The organism is Actinoalloteichus sp. GBA129-24, from assembly GCF_001941645.1.
GTDB classification, from domain to species: domain Bacteria; phylum Actinomycetota; class Actinomycetes; order Mycobacteriales; family Pseudonocardiaceae; genus Actinoalloteichus_A; species Actinoalloteichus_A fjordicus.
This window is the reverse complement of sequence record NZ_CP016077.1, coordinates 2542324-2555468: the sequence shown is the minus strand read 5'-3', so window position 1 is coordinate 2555468 and position 13145 is coordinate 2542324. Positions and strand designations below refer to the sequence as shown.

Genomic DNA, 13145 nt, shown 5'->3' with positions numbered 1-13145 from the left:
GGAGGGGTGAACTGCACCCTGTGGAGGCCATACTCGATTTTGTCACGCCCGCCCGTCATATGTCGGCGGCCGTCAGGCGTCCGGGGCCGAGGGCGAGGTGTTCTGACCCGCCGGGCCGCCGGGACGGAGTCCTCGGATCTGGCTGATCTCGGCGACGATGCGGGCCACCGACCGCCGAGCGTCGTCGTCCAGCTCCATGGTCCGCAGGGCCACGTCGCGGACGTCGGCGTCGCGCAGCGCGGTGATCAGGTCGAGCTGCGCGTCGACGCGGGCGGCGTGGGCGTCGTCGAAGAAGTAGGCGGGCGGCACGCCGAAGAAGCTCGCCAGCGCCTCCAGGTGGCGTTTGGTCGGGTTGTCGGAGCGTCCCTTGCGCAGCGCCCAGATGTAGCTCTGCGAGATGTTGACGCCCTGTTCCCTGATGGCTGCGGCGACGTGCTCGTTGCTGTACTCGGCCTGGCCCGCCACGCGGACCTTGCTGAACAGGTAGTTCAGCTTGTCGGCCAGGCTACGTTCGCCCTGCGTGTCCGACACCGCCACGGTGACCACTCCCCAGTCCGATCTCCACTCATGAGAAACACGAATGGAGCAACATCTTCACCCCGGTTGAAAAAACCTCTGTCTCAACCCTAGACTTCCACTGACGACGGCTCAACTGACCTGAAGATCGAGCCTTGTCAACTTCCACTGGAGTGGAGGTCCACGCGCCAGCCTGGGGATGCCGGGGGCGGCAAGGTGGGTCACCGCCCGGATGTCGGGGAGGGGCGTCCGGGCGGTGATCGACTTACGCCGCCACCGGCTGGGCTCGAGGATCGTCGGCTTTGACCAGGCCGTGCAGCGTCGGCGGACCGCCCCGGCCGCCGGTGACTTCGGCCTGTCGCACACTGCGGTCACCTCCGCCCGTTTCGTCGCGGACTCGACCGACGGAATCCGAGCCCTTCGCTCTCCTGCGCCTTCGCCGCGCCGAACCTGTGCCGCCGCGCCTGCTCGCCCGTACCCGCGTGACACTCCCCTGCCCCGGCCGACCACGCCGGGGCGGCGGCCTGCCGAACGTCCGCCAGGGACCGACGTTCGGGTGTGGCACGTCTGCTGCCCGGGTCTCGTCCCGCCACGCGGGACGAACGCGGCGGGTCGGAGAAGCCGGCGGCGTCCGACGGCGAGCGGCCGCACGTCTCCGCCTGCCGCCGCACCGTCGCCTGCCGCGAAGTCCGGCCTATCGGGGCAGCAGTCCGCCGGGCAGGTGTCGAAGCGGGAATTCCCGAACCGGCCGAGCCCGCGAGGGTCCGCGCCGGTTGAGGACGCAGGCGGACGGTCGCAGCCGGGCGACCGGCCTCGGCCGAGGGTGTCCCCGGTCGATCAGTCCTCGACGCCGAACCGGCGGGGATCGAACATGTCGATCGGATGGCGGGTGGCGCCGTCGGTGACCAGGTCGGCCAGGATCTCGCCGATCACGGGCACGAACTTGAACCCGTGCCCGGAGAAGCCGCACGCCAGGGTGACCCGGTCATGACACGGATGGGCGCCGATGACGAAATCCTCGTCCGGGGTCGTGGTGTACATGCAGGTCTTCGCCCGAGCCAGCGGGCCGGGCAGTGCGGGCACGCGGTTCGACAAGAACTGCCGCAGCTCCTCCTCCTCGCCCGGTGCCACGCGGCGATCGATCGTGTCGGGCGTGCAGGTGGCGCCGCCACGGAAGAAGGCCGCCTTCACCGTGCCGTCGGACTCGGCGTGCATCGGGAAGGCATAGCCCTGCCGCTGCCGGGCGTCCTCCCAGATGAAGATCGGGTGCCGCTGCTCGGCGAACACCTCCGGCGGGCCGGTCGGCCGGAACCAGAACTGCACCACCCGCTCGACGACGAGCGGGAGTCCCAGTTCCGCGAGCAGTGCGGGACCCCACGCGCCAGGACAGATCACCAGGTGATCGGCCCGATGGACGCCGTCCTCGGTGCGCACGGTCACGCCCGCGTCGTCGGCGGCCCAGGAGTCCACCCGGACGCCGTGCCGCAGTTGGGCACCGTGGCGTCGGGCCATGGTCAGGTTGGCCAGCACCGCGTTCTCCGGCGAGACGAAGCCCGCCGCCGCCTCGTAGAGGGCGATGTCCGAGTCGGCCGGGGTCATCGTGGGAAACCGGCGGCGGATCTCGGCGGCGTCCAGCAGTTCGTGGTCGAGTCCGTGCTCCCGCGCGCTCGTCAGGCTGCCCGCGACCGCGAGGCTGTCCCCCGCCCCGATCATCAGGCCGCCCGTGCGATGCCGGATCTCCACGGCGGACTCGGCCTCCAGCTCGTCCCACAGCTCGTAGGCGCGCAGCAGCAGGGGAACGTAGTCCGCGCCTTCGAAGTAGGCCTGCCGGATGATCCGCGATCCGCCATGGCTGGAGCCCTGATCGTGGGCGGCGGGGAACCGGTCGAGGCCGAGCACCCGCAGGCCCTTGGCGGCGAGTCGATGAACCGCGGCACTGCCCATGCCGCCGAGGCCGATGACGATCACATCGTGGGAGGACATCGTGGACTCACCTCATACTTCGGGGTTCGCGACTGCTGTCCGGCTCCGTCGTGCGCAGCCCGCCTCGGACTCTGCCCGGCTCCGCCGCTCGCTGTCCAGACCCTTCCTCGACCGCCGGTCGCCACGGCGGGTCCGCAGGGCCCGCGCCTGCGCGGGCTGCGGCTCAGCTCGGCGAAAGAGCCCGCCCGCCACGACATCGGACGTCGGCGGGCGGGCAGGCAGGCAGGCAGGACTCAGTGTCCCCTGGCGATCCAGGCAGGCAGGGCGGGTGCCTCGGCACCGATGGTCGTGCGATCCCCGTGCCCGGTGTAGACCACCGTCTCCGCAGGCAGGGTCAACAGCCGATCCCGGATCGAGGCGATGATCGTGGGGAAGTCGGAGAACGACCGACCGGTGGCCCCCGGCCCGCCCTCGAACAGGGTGTCGCCGGTGAAGACGGCGGACAGTGCCGGGGCATGGAGGCTCACCGAGCCCCAGGTGTGGCCGGGCGTGGCCAGGACGTGCAGTTCGATGCCCGCGACCGTGAGCACCTGCCCGTCGACCAGCTCACCGCCCGGCTCGACACCGGGGTGCGCCTGGTCCCAGAGCTCACGATCGGCGGGATTCAGCAGCACGGGCGCGCCGACGGCGGCGCCGAGGGCCACCGACCCGTTGACGTGGTCGTTGTGCCCGTGGGTGCAGACCACGGCCGTCACCCGGCGGCCCGCCACCGCCTGCTCGACGGCCGCCGGGTCGTGCGAGGGGTCCACCACGACGACCTCGGCATCGTCGCCGATCAGCCAGACATTGTTGTCGACCTCGAAGTCCTGGTCGTCCAGGCTGAAGACTCCCGAGGTGACGACCTGCTCGATCCGCGCCGCCATCAGAGCACCACCACCGAGCGAAGTACGTCGCCCTGATGCATCCGAGCGAAGGCGTCCTCGACGTCTTCCAGCCCGATCTTCTCGGTGACGAAGGCCTTCAGATCGAGCCTGCCCTGGAGGTAGAGGTCGATCAGCATCGGGAAGTCGCGGCTGGGCAGACAGTCGCCGTACCAGGAGGACTTGACCGCGCCACCTCGGGAGAACACGTCCAGCAGCGGCAGTTCCAGCGTCATCTCCGGGGTGGGCACCCCGACCAGCACGACCTTCCCGGCGAGATCGCGCGCGTAGAAGGCCTGCGTGAAGGTCTGCGGGATTCCCACGGCGTCGATGACGACGTCCGCCCCGTGCCCGCCGGTCAGCTCCTTGACGGCGGCGACCACGTCGACCTGGTCGGCACGCACGGTGTCGGTTGCGCCCAGCCCGGTGGCCCACTCCAGCTTCTGCGGGTCCAGATCCACCGCGATGATCTTGGACGCGCCCGCGAGCCGCGCACCCGCCACGGCCGCCGCGCCCACTCCGCCGCAGCCGATGACCGCCACCGAGTCGCCCCGACCGACCTCGCCGGTGTTGATCGCCGCGCCGAGCCCGGCCATGACGCCGCAGCCGAGCAGCCCGGCCACCGCCGCCTCGGCCTTCGGGTCGACCTTCGTGCACTGGCCCTGGTGGACCAGGGTCTTCTCGGCGAAGGCCCCGATGCCCAGCGCCGGGGACAGCGGGGTGCCGTCGGTCAGCGTCATCTGCTGCGTCGCGTTGTGCGTCGCGAAGCAGTACCAGGGTCGGCCCCGGCTGCACGCGCGACATCGGCCGCAGACCGCACGCCAGTTCAACACCACGTAATCGCCCACGGCGACGTCCTCGACGCCCTCGCCGACGGACTCGACGGTGCCCGCCGCCTCGTGTCCGAGGAGGAAGGGGAACTCGTCGTTGATACCGCCCTGCCGGTAGTGCAGGTCCGTGTGGCACACCCCGCACGCCGCGACGTCCACCACCACCTCGCCCGGTCCCGGATCGGGGACCACGATCGTCTCGACGGTGACGGGGGCGTCCCGTGCGGTGGCCACGACCGCTCTGACCTGCTGCGGCATCCGAACTCCTCTGGTCGACCCGGTGCCCGGCGCCTCGGCGGCGTCGGGGCGAAGGATCACGGTAGAGCAGCACAGGCCGCCGATCCACCGCCACGCGGGGAGTCCGCAGGCCCCCTTCCGGGGGTGACGCACACACCGAGTGCCTCGGGGTCGGATCGGCCGCCGCCTGCCGGGAAGAACGGCCGATCCAGCGGATCGCTCGACGCCCGGCGCCGGACTCACTCGCGGGTGACGTCCGGCGCCGGGCATCGGCGAACGTCAGCCGCGAACCTGCGTCCGCAGGGCTCGGGCCGCCGAGACCATGGCACGCAGGGCGGGTTCGACCTCGGCGTATCCCCTGGTCTTCAGGCCGCAGTCGGGATTCACCCACAACCGGTCGCCGGGCACCGCGTCCAGCGCCGCGCCGATCAGCCGGGTCACCTCGGCCTCGTCGGGCACTCGCGGCGAATGGATGTCGTAGACGCCGGGACCCACGCCTCGGCGGTAGCCGATCTTGTGCAGGTCGTCCAGCACCTCCATCCGAGAGCGCGCCGCCTCGATCGTCGTCACGTCCGCGTCGAGCGCGTCGATCGCGTCGATGACGTCCCCGAACTCCGAGTAGCACAGATGGGTGTGGATCTGCGTGCTGTCGGCGGCGCCGGAGGTCGCCAGCCGGAAGGAGTCGACCGCCCAGGCGAGGTAGTCGGCGCGGTCGGCCTCCCGCAGCGGCAGCAGCTCCCGCAACGCGGGTTCGTCCACCTGCACGATGCGCAGCCCGGCGCTCTCCAGATCGCGGATCTCGTCGCGGAGCGCCAGCGCCACCTGGCGTGCCGTGTCGCCGAGCGGCTGATCGTCTCGGACGAAAGACCAGGCCAGGATCGTGACCGGTCCGGTGAGCATCCCCTTGACCGGCCGCTCGGTCAGCGACTGTGCGTAGGAACTCCACTCGACGGTCATCGGGGCGGGCCTGCTGACGTCGCCGTGGATGATCGGCGGCCGGACACAGCGGGAGCCGTAGGACTGCACCCAGCCGTGCTCGGTGGACAGGAAGCCCGCCAGGTTCTCGGCGAAGTACTGCACCATGTCATTGCGTTCCGGTTCGCCGTGGACCAGCACGTCCAGGCCGATGTCCTCCTGAAGCGCGATGACGTCGGCGATCTCCGCGCGCATCCGCCGCCGGTACTCGTCCTCGTCGATCCGGCCCGCCCGGCGGTCCGCCCTCGCCCGGCGAACCCCGCCGGTCTGGGGGAAGGAGCCGATGGTCGTGGTGGCCAGCGGCGGCAGGCCCAGCCGTTCGGCCTGGCCCTCGACCCGGACCTGATAGTCGGCCCGCCTGCTGTGCTCCGGACGCAGCGAGTCGAGCCTGGCCCTGACCCGCTGGTCGCGGGCTGCCGCGCCTTCGCGTGCCCGCAGGGCCCGCCGCGACTCCTGGAGCTCGGCGGCCACCTCGTCGGCCCCGCTGAGCGCCTTGCTCAGCAGGACGACCTCGTCCACCTTCTGTCGAGCGAAGGCGAGCCGGGCACGCAGCGCGGGGTCGAGCCCGGATTCGGCGTCGAGGTCGTAGGGGACGTGCAGCAACGGCGCGGAGGTGCCGACCTCGACCTTGTCGGCCACCCCGAGCAGAGTCGCGCAGTAGGCGAGGGCCTCGTCGAGGTCGGTGCGCCAGACGTTGCGTCCGTCGACGACCCCGGCGAGGAGGGTCTTGTTCCGAATCCCGGCGATGCTCGCGATGCCCACCAGGTCGGCCCGACCCGCCACGAGGTCGAGTCCGACGGCCTCGATCGGCGCGTCGGCGAGCACGCCCAGTGCGTCAGCGAGTGCACCGTGATAGCCGGTGACCAGGAGATTGGGTCGCCGCTGAGCCTCGCCGAGCCTGCGGTAGGCATGGGCGAGCGCGTCGAGTTCCGCCGGAGTCCGATCGGCTGCGAAGGCGGGTTCGTCGAACTGGACCCATTCCGCGCCCGCGTCCGCCAGCTCGGCGAGGAGTTCCAGCTGTGTGTCGATCATCGCGTCGAGCAGGTCCAGCCGGTCGAAGCCTGCCGGAGCGTCGGGGGCGGACTTGGAGAGCAGCAGGAACGTGACCGGCCCGATCAGCACCGGCCGGGTGGTGATGCCGAGGGCAGCGGCCTCCCGGAACTCCTCGACCGGCTTGCGGCCGGCCAGTCGCAGCACGGTGTCCGGGCCCAGTTCGGGCACCAGGTAGTGATAATTGGTGTCGAACCACTTGGTCAGCTCCAGGGGCGCGAGGGAGTCGGCTCCCCTGGCGGCGGCGAAGTAGGCGTCCAACGGCGTGCGACCCGACTCGGTATAGCGGGCGGGCAACGCGTCGACCAGGACCGCCGTGTCGAGGACCTGGTCGTAGTAGGAGAACGTGTTGGAGGGCACCGAGCCGAGGCCTGCGTCCCGCAAGGCCGTCCAGGTGGCCGCGCGCAATGCGGCCGCGACCTCGTGCAGGGCCGAGGCGTCGATCCGCCCGGCCCAGTACGCCTCCAGGGCACGCTTGAGTTCTCGATCGGGTCCGATCCGGGGGTAGCCCAGGACCGTGGCGCCGAGCGCCGGGACATGCGTGCGATGGGTCACTGCTCTCTCCTCGCGAGGCGGCAACGAAACCCCGAGGCGGGCACGCGAGCGACCGGAACGCGAGCAGAACGGGCAGGACCGAGACCGGTCCCCGACTGACTGCTCACCCCGGTCCTCCCGCGAAGACCTCGGAGCGGCACGGACCCGTCGGGACCGCGCCGCCGACGGCAGGTCTTCGGACTCACGGGCGCTTCCGACCGTCGAGGTCGGCTGACCTACTGTCCGTCGCTTCCCGGAGGCCGGACCTCCAGTGCTGTGACCGTCCTCGCTGTGAGGACGGTGACGGAGTTCGTTCCCGCTCACCGCTGCGGGGCAGTCCCGGATTCCCACCGGGTTCCCTCTTGCCTCGTCACCGCCGCTGATCCACGCCGTTCGGCGTGGGCCGTGGACGCCGACGAACCATCGGCGAAACCGATCCTAACGGGCTCGTCTCGACGCGGACTCGACATCTCGCAGGCCGGGATCGCCTACCCTCGACGCCATGCATCCCGTCTCCGAGCTTCCCGGTAAGCCGACCTCGGCAGCGGCCACCACGCTCAGTCAGATCATGACCGCGACCGAGACGAACCTGTACGGCACGGTGCACGGCGGCGTGATCATGAAGTTCGTCGACGACGTCGCGGCGGCCTGCGCCGGGCGACACTCGGGTGGCACGGCGCTGACAGTGTTCATGGACGAGATGCTGTTCCTGATCCCGGTTCGCGTCGGTGATCTCGTACACGCCAGCGCCCAGGTCAACTGGACGGGTCGCACCTCGATGGAGGTCGGGGTGCGGGTCGTGGCCGAGCGCTGGAACGAGTCGGTGCCGCCCACGCATGTGGCGAGCGCCTACCTGGTGTTCGTCGCGGTCGACTCCGACGGGAAGCCGAGACCGGTTCCCGAGGTCCTTCCCGAGTCGGCGACCGATCGACGACGGCACGCCGAGGCGGGCATCCGCCGTGAGCACCGGTTGGCCCGACGCGCGGCCATCAAGCGCAGTCGAGAGGTCGGCCCCGAGCCTGCGGCCTCGGACCCCGCTGCCCGCTCCTGAGTCACGGTCGGCGCCGAGGCGATCCGGCGGGCAGGCACGGCGGCGGCCTGTCCCGTCCGGGCCAGGCCGGCGAGGTCGCTCGGCGGGGCCGGACCGGTGCCCGCCCGACCACTCCCCGCCGCACGCGGCCTGCGAGGCAGGGCAGCCGCCCGCCCTCGGCGCTCGCAGCGAACGATGGCTGCGTCCCGGCGCAGGCGAACCCGCCGACAGGCAGGCCCGGCGAGGATGGTCGGGGCGGAGAAGCCGAGTGCGGGCGGTTCGTCGTCACCCCTCATCGACGACGAACCGCCCGCACGTGCAACAGCGGACCCGAGCAGACATCGGGCGACACCACAGACGGGCCTCCCCCCTGCACCCGCCTGCCGTGCCGTCCGCAGGGCCGCCGCCCCACACCGTGACGGCTTCCCCCTCACCGACCGAGCACACCCCCGGCGCTCGTCATCCGCCCGATCGGGGGAGTCCGGCCGCGCTCCGTCAGCGCGGAGAACGGCCGGGGGCGGCGTCATCGGGCCTGCCGATCGGCCGTCCACTCACCACGGAGCCACCGTCCGTTGCGGAGCACCGTGTCGCCACGGCGCCTGCCGGTACGGGCGCCGTGCCCGGCTGACCGCGGTCGAGATCCCCGTTCTCGTCCCCGTCACCGGGTTTCGCGGCACCGAGATGCCAGGGACGCTGCCGCTCCGGGCGCGCCGCCGAGGGCACGGGGCCCCGTCTCGGTCGATCGTCCGACGTCGTGCGGATCAGCGGCTCTCCCCCACGGTGCACCGCCGCCGCGCGCATCGAGATCAGCCGAGGGTCAGCGGCTGGTGCGACGGACGAACAGCACGCTGGAGATCACGAACGCCAGCGCGCCGAGCCCGACGCACCAGCCGAGGGCCCATGCCGCGCTGTTCCCGACCGGCGACCCCGTCAGCAGCGCCCGCACCGTCTCGATGACCGGCGTGGCAGGCTGATTGTCCGCGACGACGCGCAGTGCGTCCGGCATCGTCTCGGTGGGGACGAACGCGCTGCTCAGATAGGGCAGGAAGAGGATGACGAAGGAGAACTGGCCGGCACCCTCCACGGTCTTGGCCAGCAGTCCGAAGATCATCGACAGCCAGCTGATCATCAGGATGTAGAGGGCCACCACCCCGAAGGCAGCCGCCCATTCGAGGACGTTCGCGGCGGGTCGGAAGCCGATCAGCAGTGCAACGAGGATCACCAGTGTCGTGGAGACGAGGTTGCGCAGCAGGTTCGCGACCACATGCCCGGTGAGCACCGAGGACACGACGATCGGCAGTGAGCGGAATCGATCGACGACGCCCGTGACCAGATCGCTCGTCAGGCCGATCCCCGTCTGCGAGGCGCTGAAGCCCGCCGACAGGATGAGCACGCCGGGAACGGCGTAGTCGACGTAGCCGCCGCTGCGGTCGAGCGCACCGCCGAAGACGAACACGAAGAGCAGCATCATCGTGATCGGCAGGATCAACGACACGATCAGTTCGTCCGGCGTGCGCAGGACGTGCCGGAGCTTCCGGCCGATCATGGTCAGGACGTCCGAGACGGCCCAGCGCAGGCTGGGGCGAGTCGTCGGGCTGGTCGTTGCGGTCATCGGGCTGCCGTCTCCTGAGGTGCGCGGGCGGTGTCGGTGAGGGAGAGGAACACGTCGTCGAGACTCGGGGTGTGCAGCTCGAGGCTCGCCGCAGGCGCACCCGCCTGTCGCAACCGCTCCAGCAGGACACGCACCTGCTCGGCGTGGCCGTCGAACGAGACCCGCAGACAGAGGTTCGTCTGATCGCGGTGCAGCGCCTCGTGCCCGAGGTATCGGGCGGCTCGGTCGAACGCCGGGACGTCGAAGAAGGTCAGCTCGACCGTGCCCGCCGACAATCCCCTCTTGAGTTCCGAGGCGGTGCCCTCGGCGACGATTCGGCCGCCGTCCAGAACGGCGATCCGATTCGCGAGCTGATCCGCCTCCTCCAGATATTGCGTCGTGAGCAGAATGGTGACGCCCTCGTCGACGAGTTCCCGGATCACGCTCCACATCGTCTGCCGACTGCGCGGGTCCAGCCCGGTGGTCGGCTCGTCGAGGAAGATCACCGGCGGGGCGGTGATGAGGCTGATCGCGAGGTCTAGCCTGCGGCGCATTCCGCCGGAGTAGCGGCCCGCCAGGCGGTCCTGGGCGTCTTCGAGGTCGAACCGCCGCAACAGCTCGGCCGACCGCTCGCGGGCCGCCGACCTGCCGAGACGGTTCAGTCGGGCCATCATCACCATGTTCTCTCGCCCAGTGAGCAGCTCGTCGACCGCCGCATACTGCCCGGTGAGACTGATCACGCCACGCACCGCCTTCGGCTCGCGCGCCACGTCGTGGCCAGCGACGAAGGCCCGCCCCCCGTCGGGACGGATCAGCGTCGACAGGATGCGCACCATCGTCGTCTTACCGGCGCCGTTGGGGCCCAGTAACGCGAAGATCGTGCCGGGTGCCACCTGGAGGTCGACCCCCCGCAGCACCGGATTGTCACCATAGGACTTGGTGAGTCCGACGGCCCGAATAATCGGGTCCATCACCATGTCTCTCCCCCTTCTTCTCTGAATCAGGCGTCATCGACCCCCGAGGTCGCCTCGACGACACCGGACCAGTACCTGTATATGAGATAAACGACTGAGTTTATGCCGTACGTTCGAGTGTATCCTATACACAGACCTAGGATGCGGGTCAACCGGACGACGGACGCGGGAGACGATGGACACCAACGCGACAGCCGGGCTGTCTCAGGCCCTGACGATGCTGTGGAAGGGCGAGGCCGCAGGCCGGGAGGCCCCCCGACGGAACACCCGGCCGGGACTGAGCCTGGAGGCCGTCGTCACGGCGGCCGTCGAGATCGCCGACGCCGAGGGGCTCGCCGGACTCTCGATGGCGGCCGTCGCCCACCGGCTCGGGTTCACCACGATGTCGCTGTATCGCTACGTGAGCAGCAAGGACGTCCTGTTGGTGCTCATGCACGACAAGGCGACGGCGATGACCGCCGCCTCGCCCGCCCCGCCGTCGTCCGCCGGCTGGCGGGGCAGGCTGGAATCCTGGACTCGGGATCAGGTCACCATGTACGTCCGCCATCCCTGGCTCTCGGACATGAAGATCACCGGCCCGCCGTTGACCCCGGCGTCACTGGACTGGATGGAACGCGGTCTCGCCGCGATGCAGGACACCGGCCTGGACGAGACCGAGAAGCTGGGCGTGATCGCGACGATCACCGGCTATGTCCGCCATGAGGCCGCCTTCGCCAAGGACCTCTCCCGACCCGACCCGCAGCAGAGCAGCGCGGACGGCTACGGACAGACCCTGGCACGGCTCGTCGACCCCGCGACCCACCCCGCGCTGTCCGCGCTGATCTCCGACGGCGTCTTCGACAACGAGCCTCCGGATTCGCAGGCGGCGGACTATCTGGCCGAGGACTTCGAGTTCGGCCTCGAACTCATCCTGAGCGGCATCGCGACGCTGATCGAGCAACGCGGTCGAGCGAGCTGAGCCGCTGTCAGGAGACCTGGAAGTTCGCCATCATCATCATGTCCTCGTGCTCCAGGTTGTGGCAGTGGAACACGTATCGCCCGGTGTGGCCTGCGAAGCGGATGATGATCTCCGCCTCCTCCCCGCCCGCCAGGTCGATGGTGTCCTTCCAGCCCGCGTCGTAGGGCCCCGGCTCGCGGTCGTTGCGCGTCAGCACCTGGAAGTGCGCCATGTGCAGGTGAACCGGGTGATGGACGTTCGTCCGCAGCCGCCAGATCTCGACCGATCCCAGGGCCGGATCGGCGTCGATGCGCTCGGGGTCGAACGGCTCGCCGTTGATCGTCCACATCCGCTCGCCGTCGATCCGGTCCCTGGCGAAGCGGAAGTCGCGTTCGACGACGGCCGTGGCGGGATCGAGGGTCTCGAACTCGACGAGACGGTCCGGGATGCTGCTGTCGTCGGATTCCTCCCGGACGACGTGGAAGCGCATCACCGGTCGGGTCGTCTCGGTCCCGTAGGCGTTGACCAGCGTCACCTCGGTGCCGACCGGGTAGGCCGAGAAGTCGATCACCAGGTCGAAGCGCTCCGCCGAGGCGATCTCGACCTGATCGTGGGAGATCGGCGCGCCCAACATCCCGACGTCACTGCCGATCTGCACGAAGGACGGGCCGTCCGCAGGCGGCGGATCGAGTTGGAGCTGATAACGCCGGGCGTTGGAGGCGTTCAGGATGCGGAAGCGGTACCGGGTGTCGGAGACCTCCAGATAAGGCCACGGCGCCCCGTTGACCAGGATGACGTCGCCGAGGACGCCCTCCATCATCTCCTCGCCGACGCCGGGAGCGCCGCCGAGCGAGGGGTCCAGCGACGGGTAGTCGAAGGAGCCGTCCTCGGTGAAGCTGCGATCACAGATCATCAACGGGATGTCCCGATCGCCCGAGGGCAGCCCGAGCGCGTCCTCGCCGTCGTCGCGGAGGAGGTGGAAGCCCGCGAGACCTCGGTAGACCTGCGGGCCGGTGAAGTCCATCCGATGGTCGTGGTACCAGAGGGTGCACGCTCGCTGTTCCAGCGGATAGACGTACTCCCGCTCGTCCTGAGTGGTGTCGCCCATCGGATGGTGCGCGGCATGCTCGGGGTTCGGCTCCCAGCCGCCGACCGGCAGGATCAGATCGGTCGGATATCCGTCGTGCTCGGCCGGGTTGACCCCGCCGTGCAGGTGCACCGCGACGGGCACCGGCAGTTCGTTGCGCTGCCGCACGACCACCCGTCTGCCGCGCCGCGTCACGATCGTCGGACCGGGGAAGATCCCGTTGTAGCCCCAGACCTCCGTGGTCAGGCCCGGCAGGATCTCGACGTCCGCCGCGCGCTGAGTGATCGCGTAGTAGTCGGTCGTCTCGTCCGTCCCGGTCGGCTGGAGCACCGGCGGAACGGGCAGCGGCACGCCGAAGGGATCGGGCAGCGGGGCACCGCTGGGCAGCAGGATTCCGGTGCTGCCCTCCGCCGCACAGGCCGACAGCAACGGCAGCGACACCACCGCACCACCGATGAGTCGAAGCATGGTCCTTCGAGTCAGCGTCATGCCCAGGTCCTCCAGTGAATGCCGATCCAGACGTGCGACGGTTCCCGTGCGC

At 70.3% G+C, this 13145-nt stretch carries 10 protein-coding genes and 1 riboswitch; of the genes, 2 read left to right on the top strand and 8 right to left on the bottom strand.

Features of this window, described 5'->3' with window-relative positions; all coding sequences use genetic code 11:
- Positions 1 to 72: 72 nt before the first annotated feature.
- The 5 genes from UA75_RS11465 to metE form a co-directional block, all read right to left on the bottom strand.
- Positions 73 to 537 (bottom strand): helix-turn-helix domain-containing protein, encoded by a 465-nt coding sequence (locus tag UA75_RS11465; protein WP_157434122.1) that lies wholly within the window; start codon positions 535 to 537, stop codon positions 73 to 75.
- Positions 538 to 1353: 816 nt separating this feature from the next.
- Complete coding sequence (gene solA, locus UA75_RS11460) at positions 1354 to 2499, bottom strand: N-methyl-L-tryptophan oxidase (protein ID WP_075740235.1); 1146 nt, start codon at positions 2497 to 2499, stop codon at positions 1354 to 1356.
- 233 nt (positions 2500 to 2732) lie between these two features.
- Positions 2733 to 3362 carry an MBL fold metallo-hydrolase gene (locus UA75_RS11455; RefSeq protein WP_075740234.1) on the bottom strand — a complete coding sequence of 210 codons (630 nt, stop codon included), beginning with the start codon at positions 3360 to 3362 and terminating at the stop codon, positions 2733 to 2735.
- On the bottom strand, positions 3362 to 4447 hold the full coding sequence (locus tag UA75_RS11450) for an S-(hydroxymethyl)mycothiol dehydrogenase (protein WP_075740233.1): 1086 nt from the start codon (positions 4445 to 4447) through the stop codon (positions 3362 to 3364). Before UA75_RS11450 ends, UA75_RS11455 begins: the two co-directional genes overlap by 1 nt.
- 258 nt (positions 4448 to 4705) lie before the next feature.
- The gene (gene metE / locus UA75_RS11445; RefSeq protein ID WP_075740232.1) at positions 4706 to 7006 is read right to left on the bottom strand and encodes a 5-methyltetrahydropteroyltriglutamate--homocysteine S-methyltransferase; all 2301 of its coding nucleotides are present in this window, start codon (positions 7004 to 7006) and stop codon (positions 4706 to 4708) included.
- 148 nt (positions 7007 to 7154) lie between these two features.
- A riboswitch (cobalamin riboswitch) is annotated at positions 7155 to 7378 on the bottom strand.
- Positions 7379 to 7487: 109 nt separating this feature from the next.
- Here metE and UA75_RS11440 point away from each other — a divergent pair.
- A complete protein-coding gene (locus UA75_RS11440; RefSeq protein WP_075740231.1) occupies positions 7488 to 8036 on the top strand; it encodes an acyl-CoA thioesterase in 549 nt (182 codons plus the stop codon).
- 796 nt (positions 8037 to 8832) lie between these two features.
- Here the strand turns inward: UA75_RS11440 and UA75_RS11435 are convergent.
- Entirely contained in the window at positions 8833 to 9627 is a 795-nt protein-coding gene (locus tag UA75_RS11435) for an ABC transporter permease (RefSeq protein ID WP_075740230.1), read from the bottom strand.
- Positions 9624 to 10583, bottom strand: coding sequence for an ATP-binding cassette domain-containing protein (locus tag UA75_RS11430; RefSeq protein ID WP_412459534.1), 960 nt, complete (start codon positions 10581 to 10583; stop codon positions 9624 to 9626). The genes UA75_RS11435 and UA75_RS11430 overlap by 4 nt, the downstream gene beginning before the upstream one ends.
- A 172-nt stretch (positions 10584 to 10755) precedes the next feature.
- On the opposite strand from UA75_RS11430, the gene UA75_RS11425 reads away from it, so the two are divergent.
- Positions 10756 to 11538: a TetR/AcrR family transcriptional regulator C-terminal domain-containing protein gene (locus UA75_RS11425; RefSeq protein WP_075740229.1), complete on the top strand. Its 783-nt coding sequence runs from the start codon at positions 10756 to 10758 to the stop codon at positions 11536 to 11538.
- 7 nt (positions 11539 to 11545) lie between these two features.
- Here the strand turns inward: UA75_RS11425 and UA75_RS11420 are convergent, their stop codons facing one another.
- Entirely contained in the window at positions 11546 to 13093 is a 1548-nt protein-coding gene (locus UA75_RS11420) for a multicopper oxidase family protein (protein WP_075740228.1), read from the bottom strand.
- Positions 13094 to 13145 lie beyond the last annotated feature (52 nt).